Source organism: Streptococcus sanguinis (assembly GCF_050220005.1).
In the GTDB taxonomy this organism is placed as follows: Bacteria; Bacillota; Bacilli; order Lactobacillales; family Streptococcaceae; genus Streptococcus; species Streptococcus sanguinis_Z.
Map to the genome: position 1 here is coordinate 1,956,628 of NZ_CP071413.1, position 22,836 is coordinate 1,979,463.

At 46.8% G+C, this 22,836-nt stretch carries 18 protein-coding genes; 12 read left to right on the forward strand and 6 right to left on the reverse strand.

Going from position 1 to position 22,836, the window contains the following annotated elements:
• Positions 1–198 precede the first annotated feature (198 nt).
• The 8 genes from J1C86_RS09595 (at position 199) to hutG (ending at position 10,348) form a co-directional block, all read left to right on the forward strand.
• Entirely contained in the window at positions 199–2,229 is a 2,031-nt protein-coding gene (locus tag J1C86_RS09595) for a urocanate hydratase (protein ID WP_125405962.1), read from the forward strand.
• 119 nt (positions 2,230–2,348) lie between these two features.
• On the forward strand, positions 2,349–3,248 hold the full coding sequence (gene ftcD, locus J1C86_RS09600; protein ID WP_101771756.1) for a glutamate formimidoyltransferase: 900 nt from the start codon (positions 2,349–2,351) through the stop codon (positions 3,246–3,248).
• A 14-nt stretch (positions 3,249–3,262) separates the two neighbouring features.
• Positions 3,263–3,889 carry a cyclodeaminase/cyclohydrolase family protein gene (locus J1C86_RS09605; protein WP_125405965.1) on the forward strand — a complete coding sequence of 209 codons (627 nt, stop codon included), beginning with the start codon at positions 3,263–3,265 and terminating at the stop codon, positions 3,887–3,889.
• A 66-nt stretch (positions 3,890–3,955) separates the two neighbouring features.
• The gene (locus J1C86_RS09610) at positions 3,956–5,629 is read left to right on the forward strand and encodes a formate--tetrahydrofolate ligase (RefSeq protein ID WP_125405968.1); all 1,674 of its coding nucleotides are present in this window, start codon (positions 3,956–3,958) and stop codon (positions 5,627–5,629) included.
• Between the two features lie 12 nt (positions 5,630–5,641).
• Positions 5,642–6,241 carry a HutD/Ves family protein gene (locus tag J1C86_RS09615; protein WP_125405971.1) on the forward strand — a complete coding sequence of 200 codons (600 nt, stop codon included), beginning with the start codon at positions 5,642–5,644 and terminating at the stop codon, positions 6,239–6,241.
• A 75-nt stretch (positions 6,242–6,316) separates the two neighbouring features.
• Positions 6,317–7,669, forward strand: a complete 1,353-nt coding sequence (locus tag J1C86_RS09620) for an APC family permease (RefSeq protein WP_002907227.1) — start codon at positions 6,317–6,319, stop codon at positions 7,667–7,669.
• Between the two features lie 5 nt (positions 7,670–7,674).
• Positions 7,675–9,216 (forward strand): histidine ammonia-lyase, encoded by a 1,542-nt coding sequence (gene hutH, locus J1C86_RS09625; RefSeq protein ID WP_185755739.1) that lies wholly within the window; start codon positions 7,675–7,677, stop codon positions 9,214–9,216.
• A 142-nt stretch (positions 9,217–9,358) separates the two neighbouring features.
• Positions 9,359–10,348 carry a formimidoylglutamase gene (gene hutG, locus J1C86_RS09630; RefSeq protein ID WP_125405977.1) on the forward strand — a complete coding sequence of 330 codons (990 nt, stop codon included), beginning with the start codon at positions 9,359–9,361 and terminating at the stop codon, positions 10,346–10,348.
• Between the two features lie 61 nt (positions 10,349–10,409).
• Here hutG and J1C86_RS09635 read toward each other — a convergent pair whose 3' ends face one another.
• The gene (locus tag J1C86_RS09635; protein WP_125405979.1) at positions 10,410–13,466 is read right to left on the reverse strand and encodes an AAA family ATPase; all 3,057 of its coding nucleotides are present in this window, start codon (positions 13,464–13,466) and stop codon (positions 10,410–10,412) included.
• Positions 13,467–13,626: 160 nt separating this feature from the next.
• Between J1C86_RS09635 and J1C86_RS09640 the strand changes: the two genes are divergently transcribed.
• The 4 genes from J1C86_RS09640 (at position 13,627) to J1C86_RS09655 (ending at position 17,175) form a co-directional block, all read left to right on the forward strand.
• Entirely contained in the window at positions 13,627–14,448 is an 822-nt protein-coding gene (locus tag J1C86_RS09640) for a PrsW family intramembrane metalloprotease (protein ID WP_125405982.1), read from the forward strand.
• A gap of 315 nt (positions 14,449–14,763) precedes the next feature.
• Positions 14,764–15,813, forward strand: coding sequence for a bifunctional glycosyltransferase family 2/GtrA family protein (locus J1C86_RS09645; protein WP_125405985.1), 1,050 nt, complete (start codon positions 14,764–14,766; stop codon positions 15,811–15,813).
• The gene (locus J1C86_RS09650) at positions 15,810–16,721 is read left to right on the forward strand and encodes a phosphodiester glycosidase family protein (RefSeq protein ID WP_125405987.1); all 912 of its coding nucleotides are present in this window, start codon (positions 15,810–15,812) and stop codon (positions 16,719–16,721) included. Before J1C86_RS09645 ends, J1C86_RS09650 begins: the two co-directional genes overlap by 4 nt.
• Positions 16,702–17,175 (forward strand): hypothetical protein, encoded by a 474-nt coding sequence (locus tag J1C86_RS09655; RefSeq protein ID WP_185755741.1) that lies wholly within the window; start codon positions 16,702–16,704, stop codon positions 17,173–17,175. Before J1C86_RS09650 ends, J1C86_RS09655 begins: the two co-directional genes overlap by 20 nt.
• A 58-nt stretch (positions 17,176–17,233) precedes the next feature.
• Here the strand turns inward: J1C86_RS09655 and J1C86_RS09660 are convergent, their stop codons facing one another.
• The 5 genes from J1C86_RS09660 to J1C86_RS09680 all read right to left on the reverse strand — a co-directional run bounded on the left by J1C86_RS09660 (position 17,234) and on the right by J1C86_RS09680 (position 22,835).
• Entirely contained in the window at positions 17,234–17,836 is a 603-nt protein-coding gene (locus tag J1C86_RS09660; protein ID WP_125405992.1) for a histidine phosphatase family protein, read from the reverse strand.
• A complete protein-coding gene (locus tag J1C86_RS09665; RefSeq protein WP_125405995.1) occupies positions 17,833–18,429 on the reverse strand; it encodes a histidine phosphatase family protein in 597 nt (198 codons plus the stop codon). Before J1C86_RS09665 ends, J1C86_RS09660 begins: the two co-directional genes overlap by 4 nt.
• A gap of 11 nt (positions 18,430–18,440) precedes the next feature.
• A complete protein-coding gene (locus tag J1C86_RS09670) occupies positions 18,441–19,283 on the reverse strand; it encodes an HAD family hydrolase (protein WP_185755742.1) in 843 nt (280 codons plus the stop codon).
• Between the two features lie 261 nt (positions 19,284–19,544).
• Positions 19,545–21,782, reverse strand: coding sequence for an alpha-galactosidase (locus J1C86_RS09675; RefSeq protein WP_125406000.1), 2,238 nt, complete (start codon positions 21,780–21,782; stop codon positions 19,545–19,547).
• A 108-nt stretch (positions 21,783–21,890) separates the two neighbouring features.
• Positions 21,891–22,835 carry an AraC family transcriptional regulator gene (locus J1C86_RS09680; RefSeq protein ID WP_185755750.1) on the reverse strand — a complete coding sequence of 315 codons (945 nt, stop codon included), beginning with the start codon at positions 22,833–22,835 and terminating at the stop codon, positions 21,891–21,893.
• Between the last annotated feature and the right edge of the window lies 1 nt (position 22,836).

The following is a 22,836-nucleotide window of genomic DNA, read 5'->3' on the forward strand; positions in this document are numbered from 1 at the left end:
CTTGTTCCTCCATTTCATTTTCCGACATATTTGCTTTTCATCATAATACACTATCGTCAAATTATAGTCAAAAGCTTGTAAAAGATAGGAGCCCCACTTTTTTTACTGCTTTTGTCATTTTCTTGACTCTTTATGGACGGGAGTCTTATAGAATGTAGGAGAAAGATATTTTACACTTGACTAAAAGGAGGATTTTTCATGTCATACTTTAGCGAAAATGAAATTGCAGCAGCAATGACCGTCAAATTAGACGATGTACTGCCTGAAAAAACAGTTTTCCAAGAAGGCATCCGTCGAGCACCTGACCGGGGCTTCCGTTTGACTCAAGCTCAAACCGAAATTGCTTTAAAAAATGCCCTTCGCTATATTCCAAAGAGATTCCATGAGGAAGTAATTCCAGAATTCTTAGAAGAACTGAAGACTCGCGGACGGATTTATGGCTACCGCTGGCGTCCAAAAGAACGCATCTATGGTAAACCAATTGATGAATATAAAGGAAACTGTACCGCAGCCAAAGCTATGCAGGTCATGATTGACAACAACCTGAGCTTTGAAATCGCCCTTTATCCTTATGAATTAGTTACCTACGGAGAAACTGGATCTGTCTGCGCTAACTGGATGCAGTACAACCTGATCAAGAAATACTTGGAAATCATGACCGACCATCAAACCTTGGTCGTGGAATCTGGCCATCCTCTTGGTCTCTTCAAATCCAAACCAGAAGCTCCACGTGTTATCATCACCAACGGCCTCTTGGTCGGTGAATATGACAATATGAAGGACTGGGAAATTGCGGAAGAAATGGGCGTGACCAACTATGGTCAAATGACAGCTGGCGGCTGGATGTACATCGGCCCTCAAGGTATCGTCCATGGTACTTTCAACACCCTCCTCAATGCTGGGCGCTTGAAACTGGGTGTAGCTGATGATGGCGACCTGACTGGCAAACTCTTCATCTCTTCTGGTCTGGGCGGCATGAGTGGAGCTCAAGGGAAAGCGGCCGAAATTGCTAAAGCTGTGGCAATCGTGGCAGAAGTAGACTATTCTCGGATTGAAACTCGTCACTCCCAAGGATGGATTAGCCAATTAGCTGAAAGTCCAAAAGAAGCAATTGACTTGGCTCAAAAAGCTCTGGAAGCTGGCGAATCCACTTCTATCGCCTATCATGGTAACATCGTAGACCTCTTGGAATATGTCAACGAGCACAATATCCATGTAGATCTGCTTTCTGACCAAACTTCTTGCCACAATGTTTACGACGGCGGCTACTGTCCGGCTGGTATCAGCTTTGAAGAGCGGACACGCCTCCTGGCTGAAGACAAGGAAACCTTTGCTAAGTTGGTTGACGAAACCTTGGAACGTCACTTCAAGGCTATCAAGACCTTGACTAACAATGGCACCTACTTCTTTGACTATGGTAATGCCTTTATGAAGGCAGTTTATGACTCTGGCATCAAGGAAATTTCTAAGAATGGCTTTGATGACAAAGACGGCTTCATCTGGCCATCTTATGTAGAAGATATCATGGGTCCAATGCTCTTTGACTATGGTTATGGTCCTTTCCGTTGGGTATGTCTGAGCGGTAAGCATGAAGACCTAGTCGCTACTGACCACGCAGCTATGGAAGTGATTGACCCTAACCGGCGCTACCAAGACCGCGACAACTACAACTGGATTCGCGATGCAGAAAAGAACCAGCTAGTTGTTGGAACTCAAGCGCGGATTCTCTACCAAGACTGTATGGGCCGTGTCAATATTGCTCTCAAGTTCAATGAATTAGTCCGCGAAGGCAAGATTGGTCCTGTCATGATCGGCCGTGACCACCACGACGTATCTGGTACTGACTCTCCATTCCGTGAAACTTCTAATATCAAGGACGGTTCTAATGTAACCTGCGACATGGCTGTGCAATGTTACGCTGGTAATGCAGCTCGTGGTATGAGTCTGGTAGCTCTCCACAACGGTGGCGGAACTGGTATCGGTAAGTCTATCAACGGTGGCTTTGGCTTGGTACTGGACGGCAGCGAACGCATTGATGAAATCATCAAATCTGCTATCGCTTGGGATACCATCGGCGGAGTTGCACGTCGGAACTGGGCTCGCAATGAGCATGCTATCGAAACAGCTATCGAGTACAACCGTCTCCATGAAGGAACAGACCACATCACCATTCCGTACTTAACTGACGAAGATTTGGTCAAAGAATCTGTTAAGAAGTTGTTCGAATAGAAAAAACTTGTCCCCCAACTTCCAACCTGAGCTAGGTATTAACCTGGCTCAGGAGGAGGTTCTGCTTTATTAAGTTCATATTATAAATTAAAATTATTGATATCACGAGGTAATATCTTATGGCAAAAATTGTTGAATGTATTCCTAACTTTTCTGAAGGCCGCAACCAAGCGGTCATTGACGGTCTAGTGGAAACAGCTAAGAGCGTGCCAGGCGTAACACTTTTGGACCACTCTTCTGACGCCAGCCACAACCGCAGCGTCTTTACCTTGGTCGGTGATGACCAAAACATTCAGGAAGTTGCCTTTCGTTTGGTTAAATATGCTTCTGAAAACATTGACTTGACCAAGCACCAAGGCGAACACCCTCGTATGGGCGCAACTGATGTTCTGCCTTTTGTACCTATCAAGGACATCACAAGTGAGGAATGCGTAGAAATTGCGAAGACTGTATCTGAGCGAATCAATCGTGAGCTCGGTATTCCTATCTTCCTCTATGAAGATGCAGCGACTCGTCCAGAGCGTAAGAACTTGGCTAAAGTTCGCAAAGGACAATTTGAAGGCATGCCTGAAAAACTCTTGGAAGCTGACTGGGCACCTGACTACGGTGAAAGAAAGATTCACCCAACTGCTGGTGTTACTGCTGTTGGTGCTAGAATGCCGCTCATCGCCTACAACATCAACTTGGATACAGACAATCTAGAAATTGCCAACAATATTGCCAAAATCATCCGTGGATCAAGCGGTGGCTACAAGTACTGTAAAGCGATCGGTGTGATGTTGGAAGACCGCAACATTGCTCAGGTTTCTATCAACATGGTCAATCTGGAAAAATTCCCACTCTATCGCGTCTTTGAAACTGTTCGCTTTGAAGCCAAACGCTACGGAGTTGGAATCCTCGGCTCAGAAGTCATCGGTTTGGCGCCAGCTAAGGCTTTGATTGATGCAGCAGAATACTATCTGCAAATCGAAGACTTTGACTACGGCAAGCAAGTTCTGGAAAACCATTTGCTGGGCTAGGAGGACAGAAACCTATGAAATTAGTAGATTTAAGTTTGACAGAATTTGCCCAAGTCCTAGGCTCAGATGCTCCTGCACCAGGAGGTGGCTCTGCCGCTGCTCTTTCAGCAGCGAACGGTATTTCCCTAACTAAGATGGTCTGCGAATTAACCTTTGGCAAGAAAAAATACGCAGAATTTGAAGCAGAAATTGCTCAAGTGCACGCAGAAAGTGCCCGCTTGCAAGAAAGCCTGCTCGCAGCTATCGACAAGGACACTGAAGCCTTCAATCTAGTCTCCGCTGTCTTTGATATGCCTAAGGAAACAGAGGAAGACAAGGCTGCCCGACGGGAAGCTATGCAGCAAGCCCTCAAGGAAGCGACCAAGTCGCCTTATGGCATGATGGAAGACATCTTGGCTGCCCTGCAAACAACTCAAAAAGCTGTTGGCAAGTCCAATACCAATGCTGCCAGCGACCTGGGGGTAGCAGCTCTCAACCTTAAGGCTGGCCTGCAAGGTGCTTGGCTCAATGTCCTCATCAATCTGTCAGGTGTCAAGGATGAAGCATTCGTCACAGACTACCGGAGCAAGGGTGAGGACCTCCTGCAAAAAGGCTGCGCCCTAGCCGATGAAATTTATCAAGAAATTTTGAAAGTTGTCTAATAGATAAGCGGAAGAGAAGTCCACTCTTTCCTGTGAATGGACTTCCTCTTCTCAAGAGGTAACAATATGGTTTTATCAGATATTGAAATTGCGAATTCGGTTCAAATGAAGCCTATCAAAGAGGTGGCAGAAAAGCTAGGAATTGCTGAAGATGCCTTGTCTCTTTATGGAAATCACAAGGCAAAAATCAGTGCCGGCCAACTAGAAGCCTTAAAAGACAAGCCAGACGGCAAACTGATTCTCGTGACCGCTATTTCTCCGACACCAGCTGGAGAAGGCAAGACCACAACTTCTGTCGGATTGGTCGATGCTTTGGCTGCTATCGGTAAAAAAGCCGTTATCGCTCTGCGGGAGCCTTCTCTCGGACCTGTCTTTGGTATCAAGGGCGGAGCTGCTGGTGGTGGACACGCTCAGGTGGTGCCGATGGAGGATATCAATCTCCATTTCACTGGTGACTTTCATGCCATCGGTGTTGCCAACAACCTACTAGCGGCCCTCATTGATAACCACATTCATCATGGCAATGCCTTAGGTATCGACTCTCGCCGCATCACTTGGAAGCGGGCAGTGGATATGAATGACCGGCAACTGCGCCACATCGTGGACGGTTTGCAAGGTAAAGTCAACGGTGTTCCGCGTGAAGATGGTTTTGACATTACAGTTGCTTCTGAGGTTATGGCTATTCTCTGTCTGTCAGAAAATATCACTGACCTTAAGAACCGCTTGGAAAAAATCATCATTGGCTACAGCTTTGACGGCAAGCCAATAACTGCTAAGGATCTGAAAGCTGGTGGCGCTATGGCTGCTGTCCTCAAAGACGCCATCCATCCAAACTTGGTTCAAACTCTGGAACACACACCAGCCTTGATTCACGGTGGACCTTTTGCCAACATTGCCCATGGCTGTAACAGTGTCCTAGCTACCAAGCTGGCTCTCAAATATGCCGACTATGCAGTCACAGAAGCTGGTTTCGGTGCTGACCTAGGTGCTGAAAAATTCATTGATATCAAGTGTCGTACATCTGGACTTCGCCCAGCAGCTGTAGTTCTAGTTGCTACCATCCGCGCTCTCAAGATGCATGGTGGTGTGGCTAAGAGTGATTTGGCTGAAGAAAATGTCCAAGCCGTTGTAGATGGTCTGCCAAACTTAGAAAAACATCTGGAAAACATTCAAGATGTTTATGGCCTGCCAGCAGTCGTTGCCATCAATAAATTCCCGCTGGATACCGAAGCAGAGTTGCAAGCAGTTTATGATGCCTGTCAAAAACGCGGCGTTGACGTAGTGATTTCCGACGTCTGGGCAAATGGCGGAGCTGGCGGTAAAGAATTGGCTGAAAAAGTCGTGGAACTGGCCGAAGGAGACAATCACTTCCAATTTGTATATAATGAAGAGGACTCCATTGAGACCAAGCTAAACAAAATTGTTACCAAGGTCTATGGAGGCAAGGGCGTTCGCCTGACTCCTGCTGCTAAACGCGAGCTCAAACAACTGGAAGAGCTAGGCTTCTCCAACTATCCTATCTGTATGGCTAAGACTCAGTACTCTTTCTCAGACGATGTTAAGAAACTGGGCGCACCTAAAGACTTTGTCGTGACTATCAGCCAGCTCAAAGTTTCTGCTGGTGCAGGCTTCATCGTTGCTCTGACTGGTGCAATCATGACCATGCCAGGACTGCCTAAAGTACCAGCCAGCGAAAAGATTGATGTTGACAAAGACGGCAATATCAGCGGTTTGTTCTAATAAATACCAAAAATGACAAATGTAACCCTTCTAAGAGTAAATGATTTTCAAGTTTCCGATTGGTCGGGGGGAAAGACAAAACAACTTTATCTTTCCCCGCCAACTGGCCACTATGGTAAGCGAGAATTTGACTATCGGCTCTCGACAGCAACTGTGGAGTTGGCTGAAAGTCAGTTTTCTGACCTCAGCGGCTTTCACCGCATTCTCATGAGCCTGGACCACACACTTCATCTCCACAATGCCAGTCGGCAGGAGGAAACGGCTCTAGCTCCCTTTACTCCCTATGTCTTTGAAGGGAGTGATTCTATCACAAGTCGGGGGACTTGTACCGACTTTAACTTAATCTACAGCGACCATTATCAGGGACAGATGATTGCCATCTCAAATGGGCAAGAGCTTAGCCGAGATGAAGAAATTCAATTTATCTATGCCTTAGAGGACCTGACGGTGACGGGAACCAACCTGCCATCACTTAACCTAGAGGCAGAGCAGCTTCTGATAGTGGAAAAAGAGACTCAGGAAACTGAGCTGCATATAATGTTTTCGAGTAACCAGCCAAAGGGTGCTCCCCTTGCTATATGGGCTGGTTTGACCCACATCCCTACTAAGTAAAGATACCATGATGCCTTGTCACCATTCTATCTTTACTTGGAAAGGATCCCATATCTCTAAAGGAGAAACATTATTATGGATGCAACTAAACTCACTGCACAAGAACAAGAACAGGAAAAAGCGAAATTCAGCTTTTCCGGTGCAACTCTCTACGGTATCAATGCCGTTATCGGATCAGGGATTTTCCTCCTACCGCAAAAGATTTATAAAGGACTTGGTCCTGCCTCTCTAGCTGTCATGCTTGGAACTGCCCTCCTCGTTATTCTCCTAGCCGTCTGCTTGGCAGAAACTGCAGGTTATTTTAATAAAAACGGCGGAGCTTTCCAATATTCCAAAGCGGCCTTCGGAAACTTTGTAGGCTTTAATGTCGGTTTTCTGGGATGGGTCGTAACCATTATCGCTTGGGCCGCTATGGCAGCAGCATTTGCAAGACTTTTTGTCATCACTTTTAAAGCCTTTGAACCTTATGAACTTTTGCTCAGTGTGAGCCTGATTATTTTGCTCAGCTTGATGAATATATCTGGTCTTAAGACTTCAAAAATATTTACCTTGACCGCTACTGTAGCTAAACTCATTCCAATCGTTGCCTTTAGTTTATGCGCAATTTTCTTTATTAAATCGGGAATTGATAAAGGTAACTTCACTCCGTTTCTACAACTAGATCCTAAAGTAGATATCATGAAAGCTATCTCAAGTACAGCCATTTATATCTTCTACGGATTTATCGGATTTGAAACCATGTCTATCGTTGCTGGTGAAATGCGCAACCCAGAAAAGAATGTACCTCGGGCTATCTTAGGCTCTATCAGTATTGTATCAGTTCTCTATATGTTGATTATCGCTGGAACCATTGCCATGCTGGGCAGCCGTATCTTGCAAACAGATGCTTCTGTACAAGACGCCTTTGTTGAGATGATTGGCCCTGCTGGTGCTTGGATTATTTCCATTGGAGCACTCATCTCTATCACTGGTCTTAATATCGGAGAGTCCGTCATGGTTCCGCGTTATGGTGCAGCTATCGCAAATGAAGGTCTGCTTCCTAAGAAAATTGCAGAAACCAACTCTAAAAATGCCCCTATAGTTGCCATTATTATTTCAGGAATCCTGGCCATCGCCCTGCTCTTCTCTGGTAAATTTGAAGAATTAGCAGCTCTCAGCGTGGTCTTCCGCTTCTTCCAATACATCCCAACTGCTCTAGCTGTACTAGTATTAAGAAAGAAATATCCAGACAAGAAAGTAGTTTTCCGCGTTCCATTTGGTCCAGTAATTCCAATTTTGGCGGTTCTAGTCAGCCTCGTCATGATTTGGGGTGAAAACCCAATGAACTATGTCTACGGCCTCATCGGTGTCCTTATCGCCAGTGCAGTATACTTTATCTATATAGTACTGATTTGTAAAAATAAAGTTCTTGAACAAGAAGGAGAATGAATCTTATGACACATGTAATCAATTTGGATGGCGAACACCTTACTTTAGAAGACGTCATCGCAGTAGCCCGTAATGGAGCCACCTGCGAAATTGACCAAGAAGCTAAGAAAGCTGTAGAAGCTTCCCGCAAAATCGTGGATGACATCGTCCGCGAAAAGCGGGTAGTCTACGGTGTTACAACCGGATTCGGATCTCTCTGCAATGTCAGCATCTCACCAGAAGATACGACTCAACTGCAAGAAAACCTAATCCGTACGCACTCTTCAGGCTACGGCGATCCCCTGCCTGAAGATGCAGTCCGTGCAATTATGCTAATCCGGATTAATTCCTTGGTCAAGGGCTATTCTGGTATCCGTCTCTCTACTGTCGAAAAGCTCCTGGAATTGCTCAATAAAGGCGTTGTCCCTTACATTCCAGAAAAAGGCTCTTTGGGAGCTTCTGGTGACTTGGCCCCGCTGGCTCACATGGTTCTGCCTATGTTAGGACTAGGCCGCGCTTACTATCAAGGCCAATTACTCTCTGGACAAGAAGCTTTGGACAAGGCTGGTATCGAGAAAATTGCTCTAGCAGCCAAGGAAGGGCTGGCGCTGATTAACGGAACGACTGTCCTGACAGGTATCGGAGCTCTGGCTACCTACGATGCCATCCAGCTGCTTAAACTGTCAGATGTCGCTGGCGCTCTTTCCATGGAAGTCCACAATGGTATTACCAGTCCTTTCGAAGAAGACCTGCATACCATTCGACCTCAAAGCGGACAGCTGGCTACAGCCCGCAATATCCGCAACCTTCTAGAAGGCAGTGGCAACACAACCGTAGCCACTCAACAGCGGGTCCAAGACCCATATACCCTGCGTTGTATTCCGCAGATTCATGGTGCCAGCAAGGACTCTATCGCTTATGTCAAGACCAAGGTTGAGATTGAAATCAACTCTGTTACAGACAACCCTATCATTACCAAAGAAGGTCATGTCATCTCAGGCGGTAACTTCCATGGAGAACCAATGGCACAGCCATTCGACTTCCTAGGCATCGCTATTTCTGAAATCGGAAATGTATCCGAGCGTCGTGTAGAACGTCTGGTCAACAGCCAACTGAGCAAGCTTCCATCATTCTTGGTCAAACACCCAGGACTCAACTCTGGCTTTATGATTACCCAGTACGCTTGTGCTTCGCTTGCTTCTGAGAACAAGGTCTTGTCTCATCCAGCCAGCGTAGACTCTATCCCATCTTGTGAAAACCAAGAAGACTTTGTCAGCATGGGAACTACTGCAGCACGTAAGGCAGCTGAAATTCTCAAGAATTCTCGCCGCATCGTGGCAACAGAAATCATGGCAGCCTGCCAAGCTCTGGATCTGAAACCAGAAAACCATGAACTTGGTAAAGGAACCAAGCCAGCCTACGACCTCTTCCGTCGGCATGTCCGCTTTATCGAGTTTGACAAGGACATCGAAATCTATGAAGAGCTCAACAAAGCTTCTGAGCTGATTGAAAACGAAGAATTCCTAGCAGCCGTTGAAAAGGCTGTAGACTTGAGCATTCAGTTCTAAAGCTGATGACTCTGTAAAAAAGCTAACCTAAGAAGCCCGCTCTCGTTCAGCTGGGCTTCTTTTCCCGCCAAAAGTCATTGACAGGCTTGGTGGAAACTCTTATAATAAAGTCGCAAGTATCGTTATGGAAAAGGACAAAATCATGTTAGAAGATTACTATCAGCTAGATAACAGCTACTATCATAAGAGACTGGATGATGATTTATATGCTGCCAAATGGGGTATGGTTATTGAGTTTTTGGACTTAAACGACCCTAACTTAAGACCCTTTGACGGCGTCAACTTTGCCTTGATTGGCTTCAAGAGTGACAAAGGGGTTTATATCAACCACGGCCGAGTGGGGGCTGTCGAAGGACCACAAGCTATCCGAACTCAGCTGGCCAAGCTTCCTTGGCATCTTGGCAGAAACGTCCGCGTCTTTGATGCTGGCGATATTGACGGTCCTAACCGCTCTCTGGAGCAGCTGCAGCAAAGCTTGGCTCGAGCAGTCAAACGTCTGCGAGAGCTCAATCTCCGGCCTATTGTCCTAGGGGGCGGCCACGAAACAGCCTACGGCCACTATCTGGGACTCAAGTCGTCACTAGCACCCGACCAAGACTTGGCTGTTATCAATATGGATGCCCATTTTGATTTGCGTCCCTATGACCAGACTGGTCCTAACTCTGGTACTGGTTTTCGCCAGATGTTCGATGACACTCTGGCTCAGAAGCAGGCCTTTAACTACCTCATCCTGGGGATTCAGGAGCATAATAACAATCTCTTTCTCTTTGACTTTGTGGCAAAATCCAAGGCCATCCAGTTTCTGACTGGAATGGATATGTACCAAATGGGTTACAAGGAAGTCTGTAAGGTGGTCGATACCTTTTTGGCCGGCAAGGAGCAGGTCTATTTGACCATTGACATTGACTGCTTTGCAGCTGGCGCCGCTCCTGGTGTCAGTGCCATTCAGTCGCTCGGTGTGGATCCCAATCTAGCGGTTCTGGTCTTCCAGCACATCGCTGCCTCAGGCAAACTGATCGGCTTTGACATCGTCGAAGTCTCTCCACCTCACGATATAGACAACCATACGGCTAATCTGGCTGCCAGCTTTATCTTTTACCTGACCCAGGTCTGGGCGCAAGCACATGACTGATAGGCATTTAAAAACTTCATTACAAACATCAAAAGAGGATGAACATTGCTTTCATCCTCTTTTATTGTGTGTTTAATGCCTGAGACAAACTCTGGCGTAAGTTTTCTAATTCCTTTAGCTGGTGCCGATCTCTGTAGGGATTGAGCTGGCTTTTGGCCGTTTCATAGTAGGTCTCAAAGTCCTGATCCAGCAAGTCTTCAAAGCCTGCTTCCTGCAAGCTGCCAGTCAGCAGGCGATACTTAATCACAGCCATCAGATAGTAGATCAGCCCTTTGTCCCGCGGATTGCCATAGCGGCTAATGAGACTATCCTTTTTCCGCAGCAGATCAAGCACCGACTGGTAATCTCCCTTCACGCAGCCAATCAAGGCCAGATAAACTTCCAACTGGGTCTCTTTCCAAGGGAAGCTGAGAGATTTCAAGGCTGTTTTGGCTTTGAGGAAAATCCGCTCCGCCTGCTCATAATCTTTCAGCTGATAATAGGTCATACCCAAGCCGATGTAGAAAGCAAAAATCGAAGGCTCTGCTGTTTTATTTTCCGTCAACTTAATGGCCTCCTTCTGATGGGCCAGCGCAGTCGTAAAATTCCCGCGAATCTGCTCAATCTCTGCCAAATAGTCTAGAGCCGCCGCAATCTGAATCGAGTACTTGGAACGCAGCGAAGCCGTCAAGCTGAAACAGTCGATAGACTGGTAGAGGTGGTGGAGCGACTGCTCCTCATCCCCAATCATGAGATGATAGAGCCCCTTGAGCCGGAGATTGATGGCAATGGCTTCGTGATTGTTGGCCTGGACCGAAGCATCCAGAGCCAATTCCGTATAGTAGCGCATCTCAGGGATATTCTCTGTCTGGATGCAGTAATAAATCATCTGCCGATAGCCTTCTAAGAGAAACTCCATCTGCTGCAGCTCCTTGGCAGAAGCAATCACCTGTTGGATATTGTCCATCCCCTGCTGGTAATTCCCAGTCCGGATAGCATAGCGCCCTTCTAGATAGAGGAAACGGAGAACCAAAAGCTGAAAATCCTTGTGATTCTGATGTTTTCTCTCTAAGCCCTCTATTTCCCGACAGATACGGTCAAACTGGTCTAAAACCGCTGACTGATTGCTATCATCCGTCTTTTCAATAAAGCCAAACTCCCGCGAATAAATCGGAAAGAGCTCGTGATGAAACTGCAAGGTGGCCTCAAGATAATGCAATTCGTACTCCAGAGACTTAATCGGCTGCTTGGACATCTTGTAGTGATAGGCGATTTCATTGAGCAGCTGAGCATGATAGAGAGAGTCTCCCAGCTGGTCTTCCATGCCTTGGGCAATCTGGTGATGCAGCATTCGCTTCTTGGCAAGCGACAAACGCTCATAGGCGTAGATTCTCAGAAGCTCCTGGCTGAACCACACTACCAATTCCTCGCCCTGCTCCTCTTCCATCAAGAGCTGCTTCTGCTCAAACTCCTCAGTGATTTCGACCACTTCTTCCATCGGCAAACCTAGTAGCCTAGCTAAGAGCGAAACCGACGCAGGAGCCCTAAAGCAAGCCAGATAGTCCACCAACTCCTCCTCTTGGCTGCTCAGATAATCCAACTTCAGAGACAGCTTGGCCTTGATGGCCGGAGTCAGCGGATGAAACTTCTCTCCTCGCAGGAGCTGCTCAGCATACTCCGATAGGAAGAAAGGGATGCCTTGACTGACCCGATAAATATCCTCAAGGCGTGCTTCAGACATGGCTAGCTGACCTGTCTGGGCTTGCAAGTAAGCCACACTATCCTTAAAATTCAGCGGCTGCAGCTCAATAAAGCCTAGCTTATTGCGAACCAGCAGGTGATTGAAAAAATGTTCCAAATAAGAAGGGGTGCTCAGATGCTTGGTCAGCACAAAGGCCACAGGATAACCAGTCAAATGATTCATGACCTGCTCCAAGACAGCAACACTGGCCTTATCCATCCAGTGACAGTCCTCAATCAAGACAATCAAAGCCTTTTTCTTAGAAATCTTCTGCAGAATATCCACTACAAACTGAGCCAGCTTGTCCGCATCCAACTGAAGACCAGAAGTGCCGCTTGTCAAAATAGGAAAATAACTCTCCAAAATGACCTGCCACTGGCTGATAGAGAGAATCTGGTGCTGAATAACCAAGTCCCCCAGGCCGTCCAGCAAACCACGCCAAGGCTGGAACTCTGCCTTCATCTCTTCCTTGAAGCACTCAGCCATGACAATCTGGAAATACTTGGTCTGATTGGCCAGTACTTGACGAGTCACTGTCCGCTTTCCGATACCAGTACCACCGACTAGGACCAGAGCACGCGCCTCCTGAGTCTCTATCACCTTAGAAAAGTAAGATTCCAAACGCTTGATTTCATCGACCCGCCCGAAAAAGTGATCCGTATTGCGCAGAAACTGCTTGGTCTTACGCTCGCTACGGTCCTTGGCAAGCACCTCATGATATAGTTGCTGAATAGGTTCCGTAGGACTAATGCCCAGTTCCTTATCCAAAATATTGACCAATTTATAATAAGTCTCTATCACCTTGCCAGGCCGATCATGATCCTGATAAAGCTTCATGAGCAAATGATAGTTCTTCTCATCAAACTCATCAATGCTAATCAAGCGGCGCAAATTCCGCTCGGCCTCTTCCAAATCCAGCTGGTCTTTTTCTGTTTCCAGCTGTTGGTAGCAGGCTTGGATATAAAGTTGCTCATATCGCGTCCGCATCTTGGAAACCCAATAATCAAAGGCCTCGCTGTCCTTGAGATAGAAGCCCTGCAGAAAATCCCCTTGATAGAGCGACAGATGCTTTGCAGGATGGTCCGTGAAACGTTCCACATCACTTTCAATCGCACACTCGGGATTAAGCGACAGCACAGTCCGGTTGGGAGCGACAATCCATTCTCCACCTAGTAGCTTGTTAGCTTGATAAATGGTGTTGCGCAAATTCTTTTTGGCGGTCTGATTATCCTTGTTTTCCCAGAGGATTCCTGCAATCTCCTCCCGATTGACTGCTCCATTGATGTGGAGATAGTAAAGCAGAGCATTGATTTTAGCAAAAGGAAAAAAGACTTCCTCCTGATTGAGAAAGACACTCGGACTTCCCAGCAATTTCAACCTCAACAGATTTTTCGACATGCAAACGCCTCCAAGAAACCTTATAGAACTAATATAAACAAAAAGAGACAGTTTGGCAAGTAAAGTATTATACTAGCCCTTAATTTCCAGTTTTTAAATTGGTTTTATTTAGGATTTTTTTGTTATACTAGGATGAAAATAAAATTTTAGAAAGTTACTTATGAAGAAAAATTTTGTTCTTTTCATTTTTCTCCTTCTGAGCGCGATTGGCTTAGAATACGAGACACAAGCCTATACTACTGGCAGTATGTCAGGTACTTCCTACGGGATTGTCGGACTGTCAGCCCTCTTGGCCCTGCTCTATATCGTCCCTGCCCTGCTCTTGATTCGCCAACTGGGCAAAAAATGGCAGACTCCTGCACTTAGCCTTGGGGTGGCTCTGCTAGGTGGCCTTTTCATTTCAGGCTGGACCTCTGGCTTGGCCAACACCTATATCCACGAGTGGGTCAGCAGGAGCTTCCCAAACACTTTGCTCAGTGACCTAGAAAATGCTATCGCAGCTCCGCTGGTTGAAGAACCGCTCAAGCTGTTGGCAGTTGCCTTCGCTGTCTATCTAGTCCCAGTCAAAAAGCTCAAATCCTTCTTGATGCTGGGTATAACGGCCGGCATGGGCTTTCAGATTAGCGAAGATTTCTCTTATATCCTCTCTGACCTGCCCGAAGGCTTCTCTTTCACCATCTCTGGGATTCTAGGACGTATCACTGGCGGCATTGCCTCTCACTGGCTCTACACCGCCCTAACCACTCTCGGTCTGGCTCTCATGCTACGCTATGCCAAAACTCAGAAAAATTATTTCCGAGTGGGGCTCTTCTACTTCCTAGCAGCCTTCGTTCTCCACTTCTTCTGGAACTCACCGCTGACTGCTATCGAAACAGATATCCCAATCATCGTACCGGCTATGACCGCTGTGGCTGTCTTTATCTTTTACCAAGCCTACCGAACAGCCCATAAAATCGACCAAGAAGAATTGGAAGTGGAGTAATGCAAAAAAACGACCGTTATGGTCGTTTTTTTTTGGGTATTCAGGAATATTTTTTAACATTCTACATTTAAGACATACCAAGCAATTGCAAAAATCGGAATGACCTATTTTTAGAGATATCTACATAATCCCTTTGTCATACTCTAGCATTCATTTCGCAAAATTATCTCTAATCCTCTCCCCAACGGCATTTCTATCCTATTTTCCCCATGCTCTTTCCTTAAAGAAATGTTAACATTTTCTTAAAACTAACTTATATTAGGAATTTTTAAGCCGCAGTCTGTATACTTTCTACAAATCATCTAAGAAAGAGGTATGGATATGGATTATCTAGTGATTCCGGCCTATGAGCCTGATTATAATCTTATTAAGCTGATAAAAAAAATTCACCATAAAGGTGATTTTCATATCATTGTTATCGATGACGGCAGCTCTTCCAAATGCCAGATAGTCTTTGAGCAGGCAGAGCAGTACGCGACCGTGCTCCGTCATCAGGTCAATCAAGGCAAAGGGCAAGCGCTGAAAACTGCTTTCACCTTTATCCAAGCACTAAAGATCTATGGAACGGTTGTAACAGCAGATGCGGATGGCCAGCACAAGGTCTGGGATATTTTCCGTGTAGCGAGCAAGGCTTCTGAAAATCCCAATCAGCTGATTCTGGGAGCACGCGCCTTTACTGGCAAGGTGCCTCTGCGCAGCCGCTTCGGCAATAGTCTGACTCGGGCTCTGTTTAAAGCTCAGACTGGCGTGAGCGTCTCCGATACTCAGACAGGCTTGCGAGCCTTTACAACCAACATGATTCCCTTTATGCTAAAGGCAGAGGGTCAGCGCTATGAGTATGAAATGAACATGCTCCTAGAAGCCAGCAAGGAATATCCCATTTTGGAAGTGCCCATTGAGACGGTCTATATCAATGACAATCAAGGCTCGCACTTCCGACCAATTCGGGATGGCCTCATGATTTATAAAAATATTTTCAAATTTGCCCTGACTTCTCTCAGCAGCTTCGTCGTCGACTACATCGTCTACGCCCTGGCTCTCTTGTTTTTAGCCGCTGTGCCGACCAGCTTGAGAATTCTTCTCGCAAATGGGATTGCTCGAGTGACCAGCTCAATCTTTAACTATTCGACCAATAAAAGGCTGGTCTTTAAGAACGACGACAGTATACTCAAGACAGGAACTGGCTATTTCAGCCTAGCTGTAGTACTCTTTATCTTAGACACACTGCTGATCCGCCTCTTCTACGCTGTCTTTGGTCTCAATCTTCTGATTGTCAAAATTATCGTCGGTATTTTACTCTTCACCGTTTCTTGGATGGTACAAAAGAGATTTATTTTTAAGGAAAGGACACACACCGCATCATGAAATTTTTAAAGAAACGCTATGCCTACGCCTCCATTTTCGGGCTGCTTCTGACAGCTTCCTTCAGCTACTCCATGCTGAAAACCTTTGTCATCGCAGAGACCATTTCCACGGTTTCAAGTACGAGTTCGTCGTCCAATGCCGAGGCTGCCAGCAAGGCTGCGGAAACAGCAACTGTGACGGATACCAGCTATTCAGACGATAATATCTCGGTCACGTTGACTGAAAAGACCGTCAGCAACACCCAGGTCTACATCGCTGATGTGACCGTCAGCTCATCAGAATACCTGAAAACAGCCTTTGCCCAAAACACTTACGGAAACAATGTCACCGCCAAAACCTCGGAAACAGCTGCCAACAACAATGCTATCCTAGCGGTTAACGGCGACTACTACGGAGCCAACACGACTGGCTATGTCATCCGCAACGGCGTCGTCTACCGCGATACCGTCCGAGAAGACTCCAGCAATGGTGATTTGGCTATTTACAAAGACGGCTCCTTCAAGATTATCTATGAAGACCAAGTCTCTGCCGATCAACTGGTCAAAGACGGCGTGGTCAATCTCTTGGCCTTCGGCCCATCTCTTGTAGAAAATGGTGAGATTGTCGTTGATACCAACTCCGAAGTCGGCCAGTCTATGTCTTCCAATCCTCGGACTGCTATCGGTATCATTGATGAAAACCACTACATCATCATCGTTTCAGACGGACGCACCTCAGAAAGCGAAGGGCTTTCCCTCTACCAGATGGCAGAAATCATGAAATCTTATGGTGTTAAGACCGCCTACAACCTCGACGGCGGGGGTTCCTCTACACTTTACTTTAACGGTCAGGTCATTAACAAACCTACAACCAACGGAAACACTATCTCAGAAAGGTCGGTGAGTGATATTGTCTACATCGGTTACTAATCCCAGTAAAAAACGTTTTAGAAAAACAGCCCTTATCTATGCACTATTAACTATTTTCTTCTTTGCTTTCAGCAGAATCTATGAATCTTTCAGCTTCGGCGAAACATCTAGCCACATGCATTATCTCTTTGTCATTCCTCTAGCGGGCGGCATTTTCCTTCTACTCTTTATGAAGGTCATCCCTAACCTCTCTCGGCTCAGCCTCAACCTCTGGAACTCAGCTGTAGCCATTATGACAGCCGGTATGCTCTTTCGTGGCATCGTCAACCTATCTGGCCGCTCCACAACGCTGGATATGCCCTACTGGTACGTAGGAGCAGCCTTTGCGGCTCTGGCACTACTCTCCATGGTCTTTACTCGAAGTGAGTGGAATAAAGAAATCCAGGCACAGCCAATACCCAGCAAAAAAGAAGATACAAAACTAAGTCGTCGTGAAACCTACAGCCAAGTATAAACCAAAAAACCTCAGAAAAATCTGAGGTTTTTATTCTAGTGATAATCATTCTGAGTCTTCATTCACATTCATACACACTACCCGTTAGCGGATCAATGACTTCTGCCAGCTTAAAGTGTCCCTGCTCATAATGGTAATGGCAGATGGCGCAGTTGCCAAAGCGCACCTTGGGATCCAGAGCTTGGGCCGCAATCTTGAGATAGAAGGCCCACATGGCACCGCCGTGGCTAACAGCTAAGACTGGCTCTGCATCCGCCCGCTCCATGACCTCAGTCAGAGTGACTAGCATGCGCTCACCGACTTGGTCCACACCTTCTCCTCCATAGGGAACGAATAGGTCTTCAAATGAGGTGGCTCCTGGTCGAAATTTCGGCTGCAGGCGTTCAGGCTGGGCTTCAAAGAGACCAAAGTTCCATTCTTTAATGCCCTTGAGACGAGTATAATCGGTCCGGCCGGAGACGAGTTCTAAGGTATCAGAAGCTCGCTCCTGGGTGGACGAGTAGAGCTGACCAAAACGAATGCCTCGCTCTTGCAAATAAGCTCCTGCTTGCCGGGCTTGATCCTGCCCCAGTTCTGTCAAAGGAGAATCGCAAGCTCCCTGTACCAAGCCCTCTTGATTGAAAAAAGTCTGACCATGCCGCATCAAATATAAATCTTTCATTTTCCCTCCCAATTGCTAAAATCATGACCGATGGCCTCTTCTAGATAGAATTGGTCATGTTCAAAAGTAAACTTCAAAATCCCACAGTTGGTCATGTGACCTAGGTCATCCAGACGCCAGTTTTTTTGCCAAGCTCTGGCAAAATTGGCCATAGCTCCGCCATGGGAGACCATGAGCACAGACTGACCATCCGTCTCTTGCATGAGCTGAAGAATGGTCGCTGCCATACGCGCTTGTACCTGTTCCTGTGATTCACCGCCATAGGTCACAAAGAAATCTCCATAAGGTAGGGGTGGATTGAGGTCTTCGCTTTCCCCTTCAAAGGTGCCAAAGTTCCACTCCTTGAGCCCCTTGACACGCTTATAGGGAAGCTTACCGTCCGTTACCAATTCCAAGGTATCACAGGCCCGCTCTTGAGTAGAGCTATAAGCATCGTCAAAAGTAATACCGGCATCCTTAAAATATTGCCCTGCCACCTTGGCCTGATAGACGCCAAAATCGGTCAGAGGAGCATCGCACCAGCCCTGCACCTTATGGCGCAGATTAAAAAGCGTTTGGCCATGCCGCATCAGATAAAGAGTTTTTGCCATCATTCATATCTCCTTTAGATGAGTCCTAACTTTTCAAAGGCCTTGTAGAGACCGTCTTGACTGACCGAGTCTGTCACCAGATTGGCCATGGCCTTGATTTCCGCTCCGCCATTTCCCATAGCGACCCCGACCTGACAATAGTCCAGCATAGGAATATCAACCTTGGCATCGCCAAAAGCCAGAGTATCCGTCCTGTCAGCATCCAGATGCTTCAAGAGAACCTCAATAGCATGTGCCTTGGTAATATCTTTGACTCCTAAGTCACCAAAGAGAGCATGCTCGCCCTTGCCACCCCAAGTACCTGCCTTAAGCTCAGGAAAAGCAGCCTTGGAATCCAGATGGTCTTGGTAGCTCTTGAGGATAAAGCTGACTTTGTTCAAGTCGTCCCGATAGAGCTCTCCACCATAAACCAAACCATGAAGGGCTTCTTCTGCCTCCATATTTACGACTTCTTCTGGATTGGCTCCTTTTCCAAGTACATAGGTCCGAAGCACTGGTCGCGCTGCTTCGCGAAAGCCCCTGCTTGCAAAGAGACCGTTATTACTCTCTAGGTAAAACTCTAGCCTCCGCTCCTGAAGCCAGTCGACTAGCCTTTTAGCGACATCTCGCGGAATCAGCTGGTGCAGAATAACCTGACCCTTATGCTCCACGTAAGAGCCGTTGCCACCAATCATGCCATCAAAGCCAATATCCCAAATTTCCGGCGGCATCTCAGCCTTGCTACGACCTGTGCAGACATAGACCAGATGGCCCTTTTCCCGTGCCTTGCGAATGGCAAGTATAGCCGACTCCGGTATATGATTATCATAGTCGATGATGGTACCGTCCACATCCAGAAAGATGATTTTTCTCGTCATAAAACTTCCTCTTCCTCGCATTTGCCGAATGCTTTCTACTAATAATCCAAGCTAGCAAACGTTTTCTTCAATGTTTACAAATTCTCTCATTCTGACCCAGCTCTATTTTATAAAAGCTTCATCCTATTATATACCTTTTTGAAAGCCTTTTCCTATAGAATTATCAGAGATAATGGTACTATCCTTTTTTCAGAGAAAAAAAGCAAGAAGGACAGCTTTTAGTCAACTTGTTCCTTCTGCTCTTTTTATTCCCCATCTTATCTACTCATCTTCTGCTTCAAATAGCCAGAGTTTAGAATCAAAGTCATAGCTCGGCTTTTGCTCAGAATCCTCCAGAAGCTGACCGCTGGAAGCGTCCGTTGTGACCAGCCCAACTCGCATAAGCTCAGCTCCAGTATAGGTACGCCCCTCTAGCCGATAGACCGTATCCGCAGCCAGCCCTTTCAGTTGCAAACGCTGATGAGAGCGATTGACTTGATTGAGGACCTTGAAAGTGCCTAAAAGCGCAGTGTTCTGATCCTGACTGACAAGCATCCAAGCTGTCTGCCCATCTCCCTTAAATGGCGACTGCAGCCGATAAAAAGTTCCATTATGAATCAGTTCTCGATGGCGCTTGTAAAAAGCTATCTGTTCCCTGACTTCAGCCAATTCTCCTGGGCTTAGCTGATTAAGATCCAGCTCATAGCCAAAGGAACCGAAAAAGGCGACATTGCCCCGCGTCTTCAACGGAGTCAGACGGTTGGTCTGGTGATTGGGCACGATGGAGACATGGGCTCCCATGGATGAAAGCGGATAGAGAAGGCTAGTCCCGTACTGGATCTTCAAGCGCTCAATCGCATCCGAATCATCGCTGGTCCAAGCTTGAGGAGCATAGTAGAGCATACCTGGATCAAAGCGGCCTCCACCTGAAGAGCAGGATTCAAATAACAGTCTCGGATAGCGACTGATTAAACGCTCATACAAGTCATAAACACCCAAGACATAGCGGTGAAAAATCTCCCCTTGCTGATCGGCTGGCCAGGCAGCTGAGAAGACATCCGTCAGAGGGCGATTCATATCCCATTTGATATAATCCAGCTGCGCTTCTTCGATAACCGCCGATAGACGCTCAAAAATCTCATCCACTACTTCCGGCCGAGAATAGTCCAAAACAAACTGGTTCCGACCATGGTGGGGCTGTCTATCTGGCACTGCCAGCAGCCAGTCAGGATGAGTTCGGTAGAGTTGGCTGTCCTTATTGACCATTTCCGGCTCAAACCAAAGACCAAACTGCATGCCCAAACCGTGAATACGCTCTGCTAGCGAGCCCAGCCCCTTCGGCAGCCTTTCTGGATTGACAAACCAATCCCCCAGCCCAGCGCGATCGTTAGTCCGCTGGCCAAACCATCCGTCATCTAGCACAAAGAGCTCCACTCCTACATCTTGAGCCTTTTCAGCAAGCTCCAGCAGCTGATTCTCACTAAAGTCAAAATAGGTAGCTTCCCAGTTATTGATGAGAACAGGACGCGCTCGCTCGCGCCAGTAGCCCCTAGCTAGGCGTCGACGAAATAGCTGATGAAAGACTTGACTCATGCCGTTGAGGCCCCGCTCAGAATATACTAGCAGAGCTTCTGGACTGGTAAAGGACTGGCCTGCAGCCAGCTTCCACTCAAAACCAAAAGGATTGATGGCTAGCTGCAACCGGGTCACATCATAGGTATCCACCTCAGCCTGAATGAGAAAATTACCTGAATACACCAAGGCCGTTCCTAGTACTGGACCTGAAAATTCAGTCGTTTCCGGTCGCTTAAGAGCCACAAAAGGATTGTGGTGGGGACTGGAAATGCCGCGGGTTGACTCAATAGACTGAATCCCCTGCTGAAGCGGGCGCTCCTTGATATGGCGTTCCCGAGCCCATGCCCCTGATAACTGCAGCCAGTCATAATCAGCATCTGGCAGATCAAGCGACAGACTAGCTAGGGATTCCAAGTAGCAAGTTTCCCTGCCTTGATTAATCACTTTGCTGGAGCGAGTGATAACCGGCCAATCAGCAAAAATCGTATAAAACAGCTGAACTTCTACTTCTGTCACCTCATCTCGTAGGGTTAGAATAAGAGTCTTAGCCTCCGTTTGAGTCTCTGTATAAGTAGCGGGCAGCCCCTCTAAAGCAGGCTTACCATCTACTATCTGATGACTGACATAGACAAAATCAGTAATACGCGAGCCATTTTCCTGCCGCAGACAGATAGCGGGATGACGAAAATCTGTCGTGCCGTATTCTGGAAATTCCTGACGCACATGCTCCAAAGAATAGCGTAAATCTCCTTCTTTCCGATAGGTCGTCATGGGCCGATGCTGCAGCTCCACCAGATAAGAATAATCTCGCTCCGGTACCGCCGCTCCGTAGTAAAGCTGCAAGAGTTTACCATCCCCCGAAATCTGGAAGATATAAGAAACATCACCATTAGTCAGATGAAATTGCCTGCACTCTTCCTTAAACAAAATACTCGCCTTATTCATGGTCTTCTCCTTTCACAGTCTGCAATCAAACTTCCACTTTCATTATAAAAAAGGCCACCCCTTTTGGTAAGCCTTTCTTTCTAGTATTATTTATCCAAATGTGACTTTTTACAGCTCCTGCCCCAGATGAGAGCTAGCCTTGCGAAAGTTCAAGGGCGACTGGCCACGTGCCTTCTTGAAGGCTTTTGAAAAGCTCTGTGTTCCGGCAAAGCCCGTCTTATTGGCAATCTCTTCCACCGAAAGCTGGCTGCTCGTCAGCAAATCAGCTGCCATATTGAGTCGCAAATCATTGCTGTACTCCTTGATTCCCTTGCCTACTTCATCCTTGAAAAGCCGAGATAGGTAGGAAGGATGCAGCGCCAATTTCTGCGCCAACTCCTGCACAGATAAATTTTCTGGCAGATGACTGCTCAGCAGTTCCAAGACCTGCTGGACATAAGGATTGACCCGACGGCTTTCCGTGATTAAAGAGGTCTGCTTGAGACGCTGGGACAAGAGCTCCAAGAAGCGATAAACTTGCCTTTGCAGAGCTAGTTCAGCTGTTATTCCGCTGCCCTCATAAGCCAGACTTTCAAAGACCAAGGCCTTAAATTCCTGCAAAGAAGTCAGCGCAAAAGACCATTGGCCAGACTGCAGTCCCAGAGCCTGCAGATAATGAGGCAAGAGGAGCCCACCCAGTCCCATCCAGACATAAGACCAAGGCTCTTCTCCATCAGCCTGATAAAAAACCGACTGATCTGGTGGCACCACAAAGCCCTGCCCTTCCTGCAAATCATAGCGCTGATTGCCCACGGAGTAAGTCCCCCGTCCCTCCAGTACGATGTGAATGACATAAACATCCCGAACAGCCGGCCCAAAGCTATGGTGGGCTTCCGTTTTTGAATAACCACAGAAGGCAAAAAAACAATCTTCTTGGCCAAACTGCATAGACTTAACCAAGGTCAGCGAATGCTCCATCAGCTCCTCCTTAGATTTGGATAATTTTTTTATCCTTATTATAAAACAAAAACCACTAAACAGCAAATGAAGCTGATTAGTGGTTTCTTCATTCATC

Coding starts and splice junctions, on each gene's coding strand:
- J1C86_RS09620 (WP_002907227.1), top strand. CDS start 6,317: ATGGATGCAACTAAACTCACTGCACAAGAACAAGAACAGGAAAAAGCG.
- hutG (WP_125405977.1), top strand. CDS start 9,359: ATGTTAGAAGATTACTATCAGCTAGATAACAGCTACTATCATAAGAGA.
- ftcD (WP_101771756.1), top strand. CDS start 2,349: ATGGCAAAAATTGTTGAATGTATTCCTAACTTTTCTGAAGGCCGCAAC.
- J1C86_RS09645 (WP_125405985.1), top strand. CDS start 14,764: ATGGATATGGATTATCTAGTGATTCCGGCCTATGAGCCTGATTATAAT.
- J1C86_RS09650 (WP_125405987.1), top strand. CDS start 15,810: ATGAAATTTTTAAAGAAACGCTATGCCTACGCCTCCATTTTCGGGCTG.
- J1C86_RS09635 (WP_125405979.1), bottom strand. CDS start 13,466: ATGTCGAAAAATCTGTTGAGGTTGAAATTGCTGGGAAGTCCGAGTGTC.
- J1C86_RS09665 (WP_125405995.1), bottom strand. CDS start 18,429: ATGATGGCAAAAACTCTTTATCTGATGCGGCATGGCCAAACGCTTTTT.
- J1C86_RS09680 (WP_185755750.1), bottom strand. CDS start 22,835: ATGAATGAAGAAACCACTAATCAGCTTCATTTGCTGTTTAGTGGTTTT.
- J1C86_RS09605 (WP_125405965.1), top strand. CDS start 3,263: ATGAAATTAGTAGATTTAAGTTTGACAGAATTTGCCCAAGTCCTAGGC.
- J1C86_RS09610 (WP_125405968.1), top strand. CDS start 3,956: ATGGTTTTATCAGATATTGAAATTGCGAATTCGGTTCAAATGAAGCCT.
- J1C86_RS09670 (WP_185755742.1), bottom strand. CDS start 19,283: ATGACGAGAAAAATCATCTTTCTGGATGTGGACGGTACCATCATCGAC.
- J1C86_RS09675 (WP_125406000.1), bottom strand. CDS start 21,782: ATGAATAAGGCGAGTATTTTGTTTAAGGAAGAGTGCAGGCAATTTCAT.
- J1C86_RS09640 (WP_125405982.1), top strand. CDS start 13,627: ATGAAGAAAAATTTTGTTCTTTTCATTTTTCTCCTTCTGAGCGCGATT.
- J1C86_RS09660 (WP_125405992.1), bottom strand. CDS start 17,836: ATGAAAGATTTATATTTGATGCGGCATGGTCAGACTTTTTTCAATCAA.
- J1C86_RS09615 (WP_125405971.1), top strand. CDS start 5,642: ATGACAAATGTAACCCTTCTAAGAGTAAATGATTTTCAAGTTTCCGAT.
- hutH (WP_185755739.1), top strand. CDS start 7,675: ATGACACATGTAATCAATTTGGATGGCGAACACCTTACTTTAGAAGAC.
- J1C86_RS09595 (WP_125405962.1), top strand. CDS start 199: ATGTCATACTTTAGCGAAAATGAAATTGCAGCAGCAATGACCGTCAAA.